14 protein-coding genes are annotated in these 17,456 nt (G+C 27.2%); all 14 read right to left on the minus strand.

The window, feature by feature from the left end:
• Window positions 1-66 precede the first annotated feature (66 nt).
• The 14 genes from WJW32_RS09795 to WJW32_RS09860 all read right to left on the minus strand — a co-directional run bounded on the left by WJW32_RS09795 (window position 67) and on the right by WJW32_RS09860 (window position 17,416).
• Window positions 67-1,665 (minus strand): NAD(P)/FAD-dependent oxidoreductase, encoded by a 1,599-nt coding sequence (locus tag WJW32_RS09795; protein ID WP_340257790.1) that lies wholly within the window; start codon window positions 1,663-1,665, stop codon window positions 67-69.
• A gap of 135 nt (window positions 1,666-1,800) precedes the next feature.
• Entirely contained in the window at window positions 1,801-1,977 is a 177-nt protein-coding gene (locus WJW32_RS09800; RefSeq protein WP_340257792.1) for a Spo0E family sporulation regulatory protein-aspartic acid phosphatase, read from the minus strand.
• Between the two features lie 61 nt (window positions 1,978-2,038).
• On the minus strand, window positions 2,039-2,365 hold the full coding sequence (locus WJW32_RS09805) for a hypothetical protein (protein ID WP_340257794.1): 327 nt from the start codon (window positions 2,363-2,365) through the stop codon (window positions 2,039-2,041).
• A gap of 211 nt (window positions 2,366-2,576) precedes the next feature.
• Window positions 2,577-4,559 (minus strand): methyl-accepting chemotaxis protein, encoded by a 1,983-nt coding sequence (locus WJW32_RS09810; RefSeq protein ID WP_340257796.1) that lies wholly within the window; start codon window positions 4,557-4,559, stop codon window positions 2,577-2,579.
• Between the two features lie 82 nt (window positions 4,560-4,641).
• Window positions 4,642-5,019: a hypothetical protein gene (locus WJW32_RS09815; protein WP_340257798.1), complete on the minus strand. Its 378-nt coding sequence runs from the start codon at window positions 5,017-5,019 to the stop codon at window positions 4,642-4,644.
• An 81-nt stretch (window positions 5,020-5,100) separates the two neighbouring features.
• On the minus strand, window positions 5,101-6,198 hold the full coding sequence (locus tag WJW32_RS09820) for a YecA family protein (RefSeq protein WP_340257800.1): 1,098 nt from the start codon (window positions 6,196-6,198) through the stop codon (window positions 5,101-5,103).
• A 245-nt stretch (window positions 6,199-6,443) separates the two neighbouring features.
• The gene (locus WJW32_RS09825) at window positions 6,444-10,343 is read right to left on the minus strand and encodes a carboxypeptidase regulatory-like domain-containing protein (protein ID WP_340257802.1); all 3,900 of its coding nucleotides are present in this window, start codon (window positions 10,341-10,343) and stop codon (window positions 6,444-6,446) included.
• Window positions 10,344-10,681: 338 nt separating this feature from the next.
• Complete coding sequence (locus WJW32_RS09830; protein ID WP_340257804.1) at window positions 10,682-11,227, minus strand: PilW family protein; 546 nt, start codon at window positions 11,225-11,227, stop codon at window positions 10,682-10,684.
• Between the two features lie 14 nt (window positions 11,228-11,241).
• Window positions 11,242-13,398, minus strand: coding sequence for a pilus assembly PilX N-terminal domain-containing protein (locus WJW32_RS09835; protein WP_340257806.1), 2,157 nt, complete (start codon window positions 13,396-13,398; stop codon window positions 11,242-11,244).
• Between the two features lie 11 nt (window positions 13,399-13,409).
• Complete coding sequence (locus WJW32_RS09840; protein WP_340257808.1) at window positions 13,410-13,796, minus strand: type IV pilus modification PilV family protein; 387 nt, start codon at window positions 13,794-13,796, stop codon at window positions 13,410-13,412.
• Window positions 13,793-15,022, minus strand: a complete 1,230-nt coding sequence (locus WJW32_RS09845; protein WP_340257810.1) for a hypothetical protein — start codon at window positions 15,020-15,022, stop codon at window positions 13,793-13,795. The genes WJW32_RS09840 and WJW32_RS09845 overlap by 4 nt, the downstream gene beginning before the upstream one ends.
• On the minus strand, window positions 15,022-15,582 hold the full coding sequence (locus WJW32_RS09850) for a PilN domain-containing protein (protein ID WP_340257812.1): 561 nt from the start codon (window positions 15,580-15,582) through the stop codon (window positions 15,022-15,024). The genes WJW32_RS09845 and WJW32_RS09850 overlap by 1 nt, the downstream gene beginning before the upstream one ends.
• A 10-nt stretch (window positions 15,583-15,592) precedes the next feature.
• Window positions 15,593-16,651 carry a type IV pilus assembly protein PilM gene (gene pilM / locus WJW32_RS09855; RefSeq protein ID WP_340257814.1) on the minus strand — a complete coding sequence of 353 codons (1,059 nt, stop codon included), beginning with the start codon at window positions 16,649-16,651 and terminating at the stop codon, window positions 15,593-15,595.
• Between the two features lie 18 nt (window positions 16,652-16,669).
• Window positions 16,670-17,416 (minus strand): prepilin peptidase, encoded by a 747-nt coding sequence (locus WJW32_RS09860; protein WP_340257816.1) that lies wholly within the window; start codon window positions 17,414-17,416, stop codon window positions 16,670-16,672.
• Window positions 17,417-17,456 lie beyond the last annotated feature (40 nt).

The raw sequence follows: 17,456 nt of genomic DNA on the forward strand, positions 1-17,456 counted from the left end.
TTGAAAGGAGAAATGTTAAATCTACGTTAAAAATATTAATTTTGTATTAAAAATGTTAACTTTATATTAATTTTTTTGATATTTACTTATTATACTCTCAGCTACTTTGATTCCATCAACCGCAGCAGATACTATTCCTCCAGCATATCCAGCCCCTTCTCCAGCAGGATAAAGTCCATTTATGTTTACAGATTCAAAATTTTGTTCATCTCTTACTATTCTTATAGGGGATGATGATCTCGTTTCAACTCCTGTAAGTACCGCATCATTTAGTGCAAATCCATCTAGCTTTTTGTCAAGATTTATCAACCCTTCCTTCATTGCTTCAACTACAAAATTCGGAAGACACTTTCTTAGATCTGTTAATGTATATCCTGGCTTATAAGAAGGCTTTACACTTTTTATCTCAGTAGATTCTCTATCATTTAAAAAATCACCTACCAATTGAACTGGTGCTTTATAGTTTTTCCCTCCTAATTCAAATGCAAGCCTTTCATATTTTTGTTGGAAGTATACTCCTTCTAATGGATGATTGCTTCCAAAATCTTCAGGACCTACATTTACTAAAAGAGCACTATTTGCATTTTCCTTATTTCTTGAATGTTCACTCATTCCATTTGTGACAAGCTCTCCTTTAGATGACGATGATGCAATAACACTTCCACCAGGGCACATGCAAAATGTATATGTAGTTCTTCCTTCCTCGGTATGGTAAATAAGTCTATAATCGGCTGCTCCAAGTCTTGGATGATCGTAAAATTCTTTATACTGAGATTTATTTATCATTACCTGTTTATGTTCAATTCTTGCACCTATAGCAAATGGCTTTTGAATTATTTTTACATTTCTATTATTTAAAACCTCATAAGTATCTCTAGCACTATGTCCTATTGCTAATATAGCTATGCTAGTATCTATTATATATTCATCATTTACTTTAACACCAACTATCGCTTCGTTCTCAACTATAACATCTGTAACCTTCGAATTAAATCTAACCTCTCCACCAAGTTCTATTATTCTTTGTCTCATATTTTTTACAACTTCTTTTAATATATCTGTTCCCACATGTGGTTTATGAGAGTATAGTATTTCATCTGGTGCTCCTGATATAACTAATTCTTCAAGAACTTTTCTACATCTTAGATCTTTTATTCTAGTAGTCAATTTACCATCTGAAAAAGTACCAGCTCCTCCTTCTCCAAATTGAACGTTGGAGTCTTCATTTATTTTTCCCGTGTTCCAAAATAAACTTACATCTTCACTTCTTTTGTCAACATCCATTCCTCTTTCTAAAACTATAGGATTATAACCTCTTTGAGCAAGTATCAATGCTGCAAATAACCCAGCAGGTCCCATTCCTATTATAACAGGTCTTTCCTTTAATTCTTCATTTCCCATTTTCACATCTTTATACTGTAATTGTGGACTTAATCTCACATCGTTGCTCTTTACCTTTTTTAGTATATTATTTTCTTGTTTAACTTTAACATCTACTGTATATATAAAATTTATTTTTCCTATTTTTCTAGCATCTATTGACTCTTTAAATATTGTATATTCTATTAATTCTTCTTCTCTTATTCTGAGTTTTTTTAATATTTTCTTTTTAATATTATTTATATCCTCATCTATATCCATCTTTATATTCGATATTCTTATCATATTTATTGTCCTTTCTCATGTGTTTTTATTATTTTAAATTTTCAAAATTGAAAGTCCTATTTATAAATACCAGCCATATATTTATAAATAGGACTTTCAATTTTTATATGTAAATATGTCATGTTTTCGTTTATTTCATGATAATACACTATCCTTCTTTAATTTAACATAATTATCCAATAAAACATCCAATTCTTGACTTAAATCTATTATATCTTTATTAACAAGTTTAAAATTGTTGTTTTCTATCAATTTATTCAGTCTTTCTCTCATTACTTCTATATTCATCTGTAAATCCTTCATTTTTTCCATACAACCCCGCCCCCCTTTATAAATTTACACCATGATGAAGTAAAAATCAACAACATTCATTTTATTTATTTAGACTGAAAATTACATTTATAGACGATTCTTTTATGTTTATTAAGGGAATTTCTTGTATTATGAATTTTTTTATCTTTTCTTCAATATCTTGACGTGGTATTTTTACATTTTTACATAAATTCTCAACGACAGCATATCCTACTGTTTCGTCAATTCCTCTGTCCTTATACACAGGATTTATATTTAATTGTATAAATTTTAGATCACATATAAATTTCTCTTCATTCCCAAGTTCGATTACATCATCGTACTCAAATATTTTGTACTCATATATATTTTCATACGGTTGTATTTCTTCTATTCCTATAAAATCCATTTTGTTCACTCCTATTCATTATAAAAATTCGCTTCATGCTAACGTATGGCTTATGTAGCCAACGAGTCCTAATAGGCTTCGTTGCTCAAAGACAGTTGCAAATTTAGCTTTTTAATAAAACACTATATGTAGTTTATATCATATATATTATTATTTGCAAATAATCAAAAAGTCATGTTATTATTTTTTAATAATAACATGACTTTTTTATCTATCTTATTTTAAATTCCTTTATATTGTTAGTCAAATCATCAATGCTAGAATTAAGATTTTTAGCTAAACTATTCAATTTTTCTATATCTATTACTTGTTGCTCTGCATATGCAGATACTTGTTGCGTAGACGCCGCTGTTTCTTCCGTTACATATGCTATTTTTTCCATAGAGTCTACAAATTCTACCTTTCTTATATTTATATTGTTCAACATTTCTTTTATATCAATAGTTTTTTCTATCATTGAAAAAGTAATATCATCTATAACCTTAAATAGTTTTTCTGTTTTTTCTACAACTTCATTCTGCTCATCAATTATATAAGATGCATCATTCATAATCTTACTTGTCTCATTAGTCTCTATTTGAATGTTGTTTACTATTTCTGCAATTTCTTTTACTTGTTGGGTAGTAGCTTCTGATAATTTTCTGACCTCATCAGCTACAACTGCAAACCCTCTACCATGCTCACCAGCTCTTGCAGCCTCTATTGTTGCATTTAAAGCTAATAAGTTTGTCTGCTGTGCTATTTGTGTTATAGTTTCACTTATATTATTTATTTGCATAGATTTTGATAGTTGCTCTTTAAACTGGTTTTCAATACTTTTAACTATGTTTAATGTGTCTATATTTTTCTTTTTCAACAATACTATAGTCTGAATACCCATTTCATTAGAACTTTTAACTTTATCAGAATTAACAGCCATCTCTTCAGCTATATTAGATGCCTTATCTAGGAAGTTTCCAAGTTCCTTAATCTTTGATAACGATCCCTCCGTTTCACTAGCTTGCGAAGTTGCTCCTCTTGCTATTTCATCTATAGCTTGAGCTACTTCATTTACAGACATTGCCGTTGTTGAAGATATGTCTACTAAATCGGTAGATATACTATGTGTACTATTTGATATATGTTCAACATTTTTTATTAAATTTTTAATTTTTTCTATCATATTATTAAGACCTTTGGATATTAATTTTATTTCTGTCTTTGTCTTCAATTTATTTTTTATAGTAAAGTTACCCTTTCCAACTTCATCCATAGTCTCTACTATTTTATTTATAGGTTTAGTTATTCCAAATGATATATATATACTTATTATAATAGATACTATAGTTGTTAATATTCCTACGATTAAAGATATCTGGTAAATAGAATGAGTCTCACTTTCCATTATTTTTTTATCAAATACATTTATTATCTGCCACCCTATTGTATCGTTGTTATAAAATGTTATGTATTTTTTCCCTTTAAACATTTCTTTATCATCTTTTGATTCATACTCTATGCTTCCCTTTTTCTTATCATATATTTGTGCTCCCCATAGAGTTTGCTTTAAATCAACTCCAAGCTTAGATTCATCTTTATAAAATGCTATCTTGCCTTCATGATCTCCTATTATAATATCTGTCCCATTTCCTAAGTCTATGCTTTTTGTCAACTCCCCTATGCTATCAAGTAATATATCTACTGCCAAAACTCCTTTTACATTATCGTTACCATCGTATAATTTCACTGATAATGTTATTACATTTTTGTTTGTAATAGCATCTACATAAGTTTTTGACCAAACAGGCTTATCACTAGACATAGCGTCTATATACCATCCTCTTGTAGTAGGGTCAAATCCTTCTGGTAATTCAACATCAGGATAAGTCTTCATAACTTTATCAGGGCTTCCTATATAAACCATTAATATATCCTTATTATTATGACTAAATTCTTTGAATACTTCTAATACACCCTCGTCAGAAGTTTTTCTAACAGCTTGATTTAGCCCTTGAAATATCTTATACTTATTGTCTATTTCTAAATTTAAATTATCATTTAATTGTCTTATAGCAGTTCGACTCTTACTTAGTTCACTTTGAGTTATTATTTGAGCTGCTTTATCATATGAGAAATATCCAACTAGTATCATCGGAAGTAATATTAATAATACAGAAACAGAAATAAGCCTAACACTTATCTTATTGAAGTTCATCTAACTCCCCCCTTTAGTTACTATAATTATACCACTTTTGGTTAATTTTGAATATTCTGTTATTGCTAAATAAAAAAGAGGATTAACCTCTTTTAGTAGTTAATCCTCTTATAAATTTCATATTATCAAATAATTTTTCTACAAAGCTTTCAGCTTCTTCGTTATCTAATAAGAATATTTCAGTATTAGACTCTAAATCTTTTCCTTTTGATTCACAGTACTCTCTAGCTTTCTCAAGTAAAGCTTTTTTATCTTCTTGTGATAAAGTGTAATCTTTAAAATCTACTATTATGTATTCTTTTATTTTTTCATTTTCATTCTCATAAAAGCCTATTTCCATGTGATATATCATCCCAAATAAGTTTTCAAATGTTTCTTCTCCTCTATAAATAGGTACAGCAGGGTTTGATTTTATATAACTAGTTGAAACAGCTATTTCTTTTCCTAAAGTTAGACTCATTATTATCCCTCTTTCTACATATTTATCAAAACAATTACCATATATGAGTATTATATCACAGTGCTTATAATACAATCTATATTATATTTTATGGATTGATTTTATTTCTTTATATCTTTTACCTAGAGTACTTGGACTTACTTTGTATTTTTTAGCTATAGCACTTTGAGTTACATTTACACCATCTTCTTTTTTAGCATGGTATTCAACTGCTGAAGCCCATCCATTTTCAGTTCCTTTTACTTCATTATTATTCTTATACTCTTCCCATATAGTTAAAGCCACTTCTAAATAAGCATCTTCTATATTTTCTTTTATAAGATTTTTAACTTCACACTCTTCTTGTGAATCGTCTGTTTTTTTAGTATCTGCTTGTTTTTCTATATTATTCTCTTCTATATTATTCTCTTCTATATTTTTTTCTTCTGCATTAGAAGCTTTTTTCTTCTCTTTTAAATATGTTCCTATTTCAGGATCTATTAGTTGTTGTATATACTTGTAGAATATATTTGTATTATATATTAAGAATGTTTCCATATGTTTATAAACATCTTTATTCTTTTCATATATATTGTTAATATCCGCTACTATAACATCCTTAATTTTTTCAGATATAGATAGTACAGTATCTATAAACTTGTTAACTTCTACAACATTAGCCATTCTACCTATTATTAATTCTCCAACTTTTAAATCCTTTAATACATTGATATCTTCTATGTACATTTCTTTATCAAGTATTAAGTCTTTAAGTACAGCTTTATCTTCTTCTATGTTTAATATTTTATATATAGTTATATAAGACTTTAATTTGCTCTTTAATATATTCTTTTCTATTACATTTAATTTATTTTTATTTTCTTCAAAGAATGATATAGCTATAGTTTTATTATCGCTAGTTATATAATCTTGAAGATAGTATGTATTAAAGAATGAATTGAATTTAGAATTTATTTCTTTATCGTCTACTATATAGAATTTATGTTGTGCATTAATATATTCATCATAGAATTTATCTTTTCTAGAATAAGCATATAATTTTTGAGTTATACTTATATCGTGCTTTTGTGAAAAATCAACTTTTTGTTTTAGCATAGAATTTTTTTTATCTTTATTTAAACAGCATTTTTTATATTTTTTCCCACTATTACATGGACATAAATCATTTCTTCCTACCAAGTTGTGTTTCCTCCTTCATATTTTATTCATTTGTTTTTGTTAATATACAATATTGTATTATATCATTGTTTGTTAAAACATTCTACAAAATCACTTTATATTTTTGTTATATTATTAATATTCCTTAGTATATATTTCTATAAGTGAATGTTAATATCCTTTTATTGTTTACTGTAGATAAAAAAGAATAAAGAGTAGACATGGATTTTGTCTACTCTTTATTTTTTTAAATATTATGTTACAATTCACTCTAAATTAGGCAATGGTACAATTTTGATTTTATGTGTTGCTTTTTCTGAATTCACTTTTATATCAACCTCCGCAGAACCTATAGATGAGTCTTTAAGTGCCTCTACATTGTATATAACCGTATAATTCTTTCTTTGTTTTATCTTTGAAGTTTCAATTTTTATTATTTTTCCTTCTGTTGTAATATTAATATTAGAAAGTGAATTGCTAAAATCAATGTTATTTTCATCTATGCCTTCATATATTTTTACTTTGTCTTTAGATATATTTATTGTATCTTTATCTTTATCTTGAATTTCTAAAACTATATCCTGATTTTTAACATTTTCAATTTCTGCACCTAGACCTATTTCGAATCCTTTTACCAAATCAATCTCATTATTTAGTTGGAATTGTCCATTTATAAACATTCCTGTTGTTATTTCAACTTTACTTTCTGCTGTAATTATATCTACCTCATCTATATTCTTAGATACTGTACTTTTATCTACATCTTCATAAATTATTGTTGCATTTTCTAAATTATAAGTTCCTTCCTCTTCTGCTGAAGCTATTACTTTAATTTCAAATTTTTTATCTTCAATAGATGGTACATACTTAGTTTTATCTGCACTTAATTTATAAGTAATAGAACCAATATTCCAAGTTATCGTATTATCTATAGCAGTAACTCCGCTCGGAAGGTTATCTTTATCTATTTTTATTCCTTCAGGTAAAGTTTCTGTAAATGTAATATTATTAATTACATTTTCATCTGATAAATTTGAAATAGATGAATCTATATTTTCAATGTCTTTAGGTTTTATGTTATAAGTTATCTCAAACTTTTCATCAACCTCAACATTATTCTTACTTATTGTTCTATCAAACTTAAATTCTGCTTGTTTTCTTTTAACAACAGTTATATTAATTGGATTAAATTCCTGTTCTCTATTTGCTTTTCCATCAAAATCAGTAAAAGTCACTTTTGATTTACCGTCTTCACTCAAAACATAATTTCCTGGTTTTGTAGTGCTTAAATTAACCTCAACTTTTATTGAACCTCCTGAATATTTATACACAGTTTCACCATTTTTTATAACTTTAGTATATTCTATACTAGGAATATATTTTATAATTTTTTGCCCTGAAATAAAGTCATTTTTCACATATTCAGGATACTCGTCTGTTATTTGTATATTAGTTAAAGATATCTTATCCTTATATTCTTCGTCTTTCTTGTAAGTGCCTATAGCTGGTATTTCTGATGGTGGTTCAATTATATATTCTATCGTAAAATCATTGTTTTCTAGTACTTTATCTCCTTCAATAATACGCTTAGATATTGTAAGTTCTGTTTTTGCTTCAACTGTAAATGCTCCATATATACCTTCTCTAGTAACCTTACCATCTTTTCCTGTTCTAAACGCAATATAGTAATCACCTGTTTCAGATGGGAATTTAACTCCCTTATTTCCAGTGAATATAGTTTTAGTATATTCTCCAGGCGAATTATCTTTAGATGGATAGAACCAGTTTGCTTCAACTTTTTGAGAACTATCATTAACTAATCCATTGTCACTATAAACCATTTCAAATTGAGCTCTTCCACCCCAATTGAAATACTCTAGATAAATAGGATAATATTTATCTGCTTTTAAATTATATTTATTTGCTTTAGTTCCAAAAGTTGAACTTTGTACTTTTAGCATATCTACAAAAGCCGTTGTTTCTCCATCAACCGTTATATAACCTTTACATCCATCGTCTGATTTTACTCCAAAACCATATTCACCATCTTTTGGAACTTTGATGTACCCCCAGAATTTTGATGCTTCTTTATAGTCTAAATTTTCATTTCCGCTAGACCAAGCCACATCCATATTATTCATGAATATAGAATTCGTATCCCATCTTTTACTTTTAGTTCCATCTTTCTTTGTATATTCTTCCCATTTACCATATTCTGATGAATTTGATGAATATGTTGCAGGTTTATAAGTTGTTCCATCAAACGGAGCTTTAAAAACCAAATCTGGCTTATTCCAATCTGATTCATTCTGCATAGCCTTCATATGGCTTACATCATAGCTTCTTTTATTTAAATAACCTTGCTTTTCTTTAATTACATCTTCATTAATAGTTTCTTTATTTAAGTCAATGTCAATCCATCCATCCGGTGGCATATCTTGAGGTTTTTCTGATGTTTTTATAAATTGATATTCAAAGAAATTTACATCTTCTCCTTTAACATTTATATCAGCATAAGCATCTCCTTGAAGTATTATAGATAAATCTTTTTTATTAACTGTTTTATATGGATTTTGAGAATTAATATCAAGTTCATCTCTAACTCCGGAAGTATCTCTCACTTTTATATTAACTTGTGGTAAATTTTTATTTATATTATTAACAACAGCTATAGCAGTTCCTGTATTCCCTGCTATATCTCTAAATTCAAATGTAAAGCTTCCGTTTTCTGTGAATGTATAAGTCAATAAACCATTATTATTAGTAACTGTAACATTCTCACTTGGTACAAGTGTTGCTATAACACTTTCGATCGTCGGATCTGTTGTGCTATAATTAATCGTTGCTGTTGGAGGCGTCTTATCTATATTATTTATCTCTAATCTTCCTATATCTGATTCATTTTCATACCCCTCATATACATCTTTTCCTCTTGCTTCAATAGTGTTATTTTCAGTTATCGCAACTGGACCATTATATGTTTGCCATAATCCATCTTTACCAACTCTATATTCTTTTATCTTAGGATTATCTTGATAGTTAATAGTTACTGTTACATTCCCATTAGTTGGTGTTTGAGGTGTGTATCTAAAAGTAGGTGTACTAAGCTTTGTAATCTCTTTCAATCTAAAGTTCACATTGGTATATCCTCCCCCTACAACTACATTTTTTGCTATAGTTTGAGATCTATACCCTGGTTTAAAAGCTGTAATCTGTGCCTGACCTGCCGGAATACCTTCTAATCTATATCTACCATCGTTATCTGTAAATGCAATTGCAATACCTTCTCCTGCTGATACCTTTGCTCCCGCTAATATATTTCCATTGGTATCACTTACTTGCCCTTCTATTGTAGCTGTGCTAGAGAATTCCTTAAAGTTAATCAGTAATTTTACAAAGTCAATTGCATAGCCATCTCCTGTTCTACCATTCCTATCATCATCTATTTTTACAGATAAACTTCCATTTGATACCAACCCCAAGTATCTATCTGGAATTTTAAAAGTAATCATTTTCCCTCTTGGTCCAGATTGATCTAGGGCATTGATTATCTTTTGTAGTTCTGGAATCTCTATATCATTTAACCAAACCTTATAATTAATATTTCCACCACTAATTCCTTTTGCATTTCCAGGCTGAATATCGTCTACAAACATTTGCAAAACAGCACTTCTAACAACCATTCCATTTAAGTAATTATCATAATTTAAATTTATTGATTGTACTTTATTAGGTTTTATATAGATTTTATTCTTTTTTCTACCAACATAGTTACCATTTCTACTTGTTTTTTCAGTATATCCATCTCTATTAACTCCAGTAGACTTATACCTGCTATTATAATCGTATCCAGATACTACCATAATTTTATCTAATCCATCTGGTTCATCATTTGGTGTAGCCCACGGAAAACTATGAACAGATGTGTCTTTTCCAGAGAAAGGATTGAAGTTCAAATCCCAACCAAATCCAAAATTATCAATATCACCTGCTCTGATCATTAATTGAGCTTCATCAGTATCTCTCTTAACAGCTTTCTCTAAGCTCCAATCACCATTTTTATCATCATATTGAGCATAAGAAGTTTTCGGAAAGATTATAAATAAACTTATTATTATATTAAAAATTAAAATAACACTTGTTATTTTATTAAGCTTTCTTTTCACATATGCCCCCCCCCTTAAATAAAATTAGTATTAAAATAAATCTTTCAAATTACATTTTCATCCATTTATTTAATTATATGTAAAAGAAATTGCAAATACAATAAATGAATAAAAAAAACTCAGAGATTTAAATCTCTGAGTTTTTTTATTCATTTTTAATTATTCTAATTGTAAGCGTAAAGAATAGACGGATACGTATCTGTAACTTTCATTGTAATTCTTGACACTCCATCTATTTGTGCATAAGATGAAAAAACTCCTAATTGACTTAATGTAAGTATAAATACTCATGCTAAACTAAGTATTCTTTTCTTTTTCATAAATGCTCTCACCCTTTCTTATTTTGGGTAATTTCTAAAATAAACTTCATCTTCGATAGTAACATTATATTTATCTCTTCCTATTTTTTCACCATTAATTATCACTCTAATTCCTTTACAATCTTTATAACTATTAGAAATAGGCTCTATTTCAAAAGATTTTATATTTATATTTTGTGTTAGAGGTGAGTTTCCGAAGTACAATGTTTTATATTGAGATTTATCTAATTCTGGATACTCTTTAAATTCAAAAACTAAATCCTTTGTTCCATTTTCAAATTCAATATGCTTTACCTCATTTTTTTTATCATCTTCTAATATACATGAATTATCTTTACCTTTTATACTATTTATACCCTGACTTCCTCTAGCTTTATCTATAAATATATTCATAGCATTTTGAATTTCATCTTGAACCGTTATTTGATTATCTGCCCTAAAGAATGTTTTATAGTTTGATATAAAAAATAAATTTATTGCTCCAATTACTATTGAAGTTATAGCTAATACAATTAGTAATTCTATTAATGTAAATCCTTTTTTATTTTTTAAGATATATCTCATTTTGCAACCTTTCTTTATTTTATCTTTTCCCACTCACTAACTTTTATAAATTTTGATAATGAAATTTGATCTTTACTCTCTTTTAAATTGCATAAAACCTTTATTTTTTTCTTTCCCTCTTGATCAAATAAATTTTTTAATTCTTCATCTTGAGATAATTTATTTAGTATATAACTATTTAATTTATTTCTTCCATAATCATTACTAAATTTTTTAGATTTATCATCTTGTATACAAATATTTCCTTTAGCAATTATAATTCCTTCAAAATCAACATTTCCTGATATATTAATATCTCCACCTGCTATTATTATTCCTTTTATTTTTTTATTTCCACCATTTAATGTATATCCTTTATTTAAATCAATATAAATTATTTCTCTATAATCTTCTTTTTCATCTTCTTTTTCATCATGGCTTTTAGGCTTTAACATTTTATCTATAGCTATTTTAGGAAAAGTATAGTTTTCATTACTGTCTAAAATTGTTTTTATATCTTCTTGTGGATTTCCCATTGCATTCACATAATAATCATACTCTATTTGATTCTTCTTAAACCTAGAATCATAAGTAGTTGGATTATCCTTATCACCCTTAATATTTTCTTTATCTATATATGCTCCAATACTATATTTAACATCTTCAATATTTATCTTGCCATTACCAAGATTTAAAATATTGTTTCCTGCATTAGCTTCACTTATTAACATTAAGTATTTTTTTCTTTGTTTGTATAAAGGATTAGAGTCATTCTCCACTTTATCCATCAAAAGCAATGGTGAAAAATACTCGAATTTAATAATATTTGGATCATATTTTGCATGTATATTCTCGTCATAATATACATCTGAATAAGCTTTATAATTTCCTTTTACAGATACACTTTCTCCAGTTTGATAGTATTCATCTCCAATCTCTATATATGAAGTTCCTGCTATAAATGTTCCTTTATATTGGGGATCATACCACTTACCATTTCCTTTTCCAGTTATTTCAATAGTAGAACTATCCGTTCCTATACTATCATTATTTATAACTATACCACTGCTTTTGTCATGAGTTGTCTTTTCATTACTTCCATCATTAAATCCATAATAACTACCATCAATATTTATAGTTGCATCTTTTCCATTTAGTTCTATATCATCATAGGTATTTACATCTCCATTTATAGTTATATTAGAACCTGTATTTCCATCAGGAATAGACAAACTATTGCAAAATATTTCTCCATTATTTACAACATTTATAGTGGAATTATCTTCTCCAGTTTGAAGATATGCTCCTGTTATTATTTTTCCATCTACATTTAAATTTCCTGACTTATTGTCATATCCTACTTTAATTCCTTTAGTTTTAATATTAGGATTTTCTTCATTTCCATATGCATATATGTCACCTTTTACTTCTACTTGTTCTCCTTTTACTTTTATATCTTTATCTGATAATAAGGCTTTTGTCCAAAGCACATTTTCCGTAAATTCTTCTATTTTTTTATTTGAATAATCTTTATAATAATCAGGTATTTCTATAGAAAATTTACTTTTAACTCTTTTTTCAATACTATCTTTGACACTAGTGGATTCTAGAACGAGTTCAAATATATTATTACCTTCACTTATATTATCAGATTTACTATATGGAGTTTCACTATTTATACTTACAGAAGATGTATGAAAACTTTGAGAATCTTTTAATTTTATAAGATGATTATTTATATAATCTTTGTAACCTTGTTTATCATCATAGCCTTCTGCAAACCAAAACTGCATATCCTTCTTAAATTCTTCTTCATTATTTATACTTCCATCCCTATTTACATGTGTACTGATTTCTTTAATTTCTTCATATTTGGTGTCCCGCATATCTTTATCTTCGATTTCACTCATTTCATTTACAAGTTGTTCTATTTTATTTAGTTTTTCATCTACTCTTTTTTTACCTTCCGTAACACCTTTTTGTACTACATCTTCTATAACAGCATAGGCTTCTTCAAGTCCTGATTCAGCTAAATAAAAAGATTGTTTTGATTTCATATCAATTTTTTTCATTCTTAAATTCATGATACTTGCGGATAATATAGCAGTACCTAAAATACTAAGTACTGAAAATGTCATTAATACCATTATTAAGGTAGACCCTTTTTTATTATTTAAAGTTTTTCTTATCATAATATCTACCCCTAATCTATTTTTCTTAATCCTACTAGCTCAACTAAATCATGATTATCATTTTTCTTTTTAACTTTTATTGTAATCTTAACAAGCTTGTTATTTTGTTCATATTCCTGAACTATTTTTTTTATTTCAAAACTCTTATAATTATCATCTTCTATTATTTCTTCATCTGGAAGCACTATATTTTCCGAATCCGAATTATCCAAATCAGAAAATTTAACCCGCTCCATATACTTTTGTGCTAACTGATTTGCAATCATCTGGTTTTCTGAACTCTTATTTACTTTTATTGTATTTACAAAAAAAGACGATAATGGAACCAAAATGATTCCAAGTATCGCTAAACTGACAATAAGTTCAACCAATGTCAAGCCCTTATTAGATTTTATCATTTTATCACCTTAACAGATCCATGCTTATTAACTACTTTTACTCTAGGATTTTTAGTATCTTCATAATCAACATTTACATTTAATTTTAAATTTGTTTTGTTAATTAAAGATAGATTTATACCACTAGTATCTTCAGTGCTATTCCTTTTATTACTTATAATATTAAGATTTACAGTAGTTCCCTGTGGATCAAATTCTATCATATCATTTTCATAATCTTTAGGATAAGATTCTCCTTGTGTTTTATATTTGTAATAATATTTTTTATCAACTTGAATTATTTGGAATTCTACATTTTCAAAGTTTTGATTATCTGCGTATACATAGCTTCTACCTAACTTATCCATAGCCCTTCCCATTATCACAGTAGGTAAATCTGAAGATATAGGCTTTACAGTCATAATAAAGTCATTATTTACAACATTATCATTTTCATTATATTCAGAATATCCACTAAAAGGAACAAACGGATCATCTTTTCCATATCCATTATCAAAATCCCACGTTAAATACTCTTCGTCCTGTTCATGAATTTTGGGAACAGAGTAAAAATCTAATGCAATACTTCCTGTTATGCTATTTTCCTTAGTTACAATTCCTTCTTCATCTGTATTGTTTTCTTTGGATTTAGATACTGAAATATTATTTATAAGTATCTTTTTATCGTAGGTTTCTATTCTTTCTAAAAAACTGATTAAATCTTTATATTTACCTTTATAACTAATTGTTGCAGTCATTTTTTCAGTTTCGTTTGAATTTTCTTCTTGATCTTCATTATTTGCTTCATCATTCTTTACTTTTTTATTACCTTTATATTCTTCTGATAGACTTTTGATTAAATAATCTTTATCTTTTTTTTCTTCTTTTTTTACATCAATTTCATTAATATCTATCTCAGAAAAACTAATCGAATTCCCTTCTAAGTTCGATTCTTTAAGCATTTCATCTAGAATCACTATTATTTTTTCTTGATTTATACTTGGGAATAAAGGTTTTGTCATAGACTTTATCTTAGCATTTATAATTTTAAAGTTTTTATATACTGGATTGTTCTTAGATATTTCTAATTTGACTCTTTCAACCTCAGCTTTTTTATCTATTACCTCTTGCTCAATATTATCAAGCTTTGTAAAATGTGGGCTTAATATAAATTTATAATATCCTCCTATAATAAGCATTAACCCTAACACTATTAACATAATTTTTTCTCTTTTACTTAATTTCACTACCTTTCACCGCCTTTCAAGGTGCACTTTAAGGCAAATGTGAAGTTCTCAGATTCATCCGATTCTTTGCTTATATTAGATATATGTACAGAATTAAATATATCTAATTGCTTTAAATTATATTCAAGCTCTCCTATAGATGTTCTATTCATTCCTACTCCCTGTATATTTACATTTATTCCATCTACACTCATAGACTTTAAAAATAAATCTGTAGGTAGTTTTGAAGATATCCTATCCATTAACATAGTATTGATTTTATCTGCCTTATTCATTTCTATGTTAATATCACTTACTTCATTATAGTATTTTTTCATGATTTCTGTTTTTGTTTTTTTCTCATTCACTTTAGCTAGCTCTTTAACTACTTTTTCTGAATTTAAATAATCTTCATACTTTGATTTTTCTTTTTCTAATTTTTTAATTTTCATATTTGTATATACCGTAAATCCACCCATAGATATAATTAATATAATTATGCTTGAAATTATTAATATATTATTATTCTTTGATTTTTTATTTTGATTTATATATGGTGAAAAAAAGTTAAAATCTCTCATAACCATCTACCTACTTTCGTATAATTGATCCTATGCAGTTTAAATATTGATTCAGATTTATATCTTCTGCTTCTTTACCAAGCTTTATATTAGACATTTTTTCTATTTTTACAGCTTCAATATTTAATTCTTTTTTAAAGTGATCTTCTAATCCTTTAATCTCCGATCCTCCACCATATAAATATATTTCTTCTATTTTATTTTCTCTTTTTGTATTTTCATAATATCTAAATAATCTTCTAATTTCTTGTATCCAATTATTAACAGAGTCTTTTACTACATCATTTAACATTTCTAATGAAATAAGACTATTGTTATTGTTTAAATTAGAATTTTCTATTTTTCTTTTTTCAGCTTCTTCTAAAGATATATTAAGCATATTTGCAATATTTATATCTATTTCATTACTTCCAACAGGTATAACTCTACTAAATTCTAATATCCCGTTAGAAATCATATTTAAATTCATGTGATTATGTCCTATATCTATAACAGCAACAGTTTTATCTAAACTGGAATTTTCATCATTAATAGTAACCTTAGATTTACATAATTTAGATACAGCATTTGAATTCATATCTAAAGCTACAGGAGTTAAATTTAATTCTTTTATCAACTTCAAATAATCTTCTGCTATTGTTTTCGGAAGTGCCGCAACAATTATTCTTCCTTTTTTAATATCTTCTTCCATAAAAGTCTCTAAGATTTTGTATTCTATTATATAATCATCAAACATAATAGGTAAATACTGTTCTATCTCAAACTTTACCATTGTATCCATTTCTTCTTCTTTTTTAGCAACAGGTAGTGTTATTTCTCTATTGATGATTGATGTACTCTGAACTGTACAAATTGTCTTTTTAGTTTTTATTTTTTCACTATGTATATATTTATTTATCACTGACTTTAAATTTTCTATATCAAATATCTTTCCATCTCTATACGAGTTAGAGGGAGTTTCTATTTCCATAGCTTTTTCAACTGATACATTATTTTTACTTTGTTTTCCTACTACTATTCTTATATTTTTACTTCCTATATCTATAGACAACACTTTATCATTAAACAAGTTATTCCCCCCATTAATCTAGCTTATTGTTTTGAGTATATACCAATTTATGATTTCATCTCCATAACAGATTGTTATAAAAGCTGCCATGGCTATAAAAGGCCCAAATGGAATGAAATCTTTTCTACTTTTTATTTTAAGATATATTAATATCAATGAAACAACTGCCCCTATAATAAAAGATAACAAAGTTATTAAAAGAATATATTTATATCCCAAACTAAATCCTAACATCCCCATGAGCTTAATATCACCACCACCCATAGCGTTAGTTATTAATGCAATAATTAAAAACAATCCCCCACCTATAATTAGTCCTATTAATCCATTCAAAGAATCACCTTTAAAATTATGTACTATATGTATAATAAAACTCGATATAATTCCAAATATTACAATTTCATCAGGTATAATCTGATGATCATAATCTATAAAGCTTATAACTATAAGAATACTTGAAAGAATTGCATATTTTATAAATAAAATGGACATACTAAATTTTAGATATAATATTAAATAAATTAAAGCATTTAGTAATTCAACAGTAGGATATCTCCTAGATATTTTTTCACTACAATATCTACATTTACCTCTTGTCCATATAAAGCTTATTACTGGGATTAAGTCGATGGGCTTTAGATTAGTACTGCATCTTGGACAGTGAGATGGTGGAAATGAAATTGATTCTTTTATTGGTATTCTATATATACATACATTTAAAAATGAGCCTATAAGAAGGCCTAGGGTTAAAATTATGAAGTTCATAAGTTTCTCCTTTAAAAATAATAGGAAGTGATTAGCCATG

The sequence above is a fragment of the Tepidibacter sp. Z1-5 genome (genome assembly GCF_037844525.1).
Lineage (GTDB): Bacteria > Bacillota > Clostridia > Peptostreptococcales > Peptostreptococcaceae > Tepidibacter_A.

What these genes read in the sequence shown, in the direction of transcription:
- WJW32_RS09795 (WP_340257790.1), bottom strand. Translation starts at nt 1,665, where the DNA reads ATGATAAGAATATCGAATATAAAGATGGATATAGATGAGGATATAAAT.
- WJW32_RS09800 (WP_340257792.1), bottom strand. Translation starts at nt 1,977, where the DNA reads ATGGAAAAAATGAAGGATTTACAGATGAATATAGAAGTAATGAGAGAA.
- WJW32_RS09805 (WP_340257794.1), bottom strand. Translation starts at nt 2,365, where the DNA reads ATGGATTTTATAGGAATAGAAGAAATACAACCGTATGAAAATATATAT.
- WJW32_RS09810 (WP_340257796.1), bottom strand. Translation starts at nt 4,559, where the DNA reads ATGAACTTCAATAAGATAAGTGTTAGGCTTATTTCTGTTTCTGTATTA.
- WJW32_RS09815 (WP_340257798.1), bottom strand. Translation starts at nt 5,019, where the DNA reads ATGAGTCTAACTTTAGGAAAAGAAATAGCTGTTTCAACTAGTTATATA.
- WJW32_RS09830 (WP_340257804.1), bottom strand. Translation starts at nt 11,227, where the DNA reads ATGAGATATATCTTAAAAAATAAAAAAGGATTTACATTAATAGAATTA.
- WJW32_RS09835 (WP_340257806.1), bottom strand. Translation starts at nt 13,398, where the DNA reads ATGATAAGAAAAACTTTAAATAATAAAAAAGGGTCTACCTTAATAATG.
- WJW32_RS09840 (WP_340257808.1), bottom strand. Translation starts at nt 13,796, where the DNA reads ATGATAAAATCTAATAAGGGCTTGACATTGGTTGAACTTATTGTCAGT.
- WJW32_RS09850 (WP_340257812.1), bottom strand. Translation starts at nt 15,582, where the DNA reads ATGAGAGATTTTAACTTTTTTTCACCATATATAAATCAAAATAAAAAA.
- WJW32_RS09860 (WP_340257816.1), bottom strand. Translation starts at nt 17,416, where the DNA reads ATGAACTTCATAATTTTAACCCTAGGCCTTCTTATAGGCTCATTTTTA.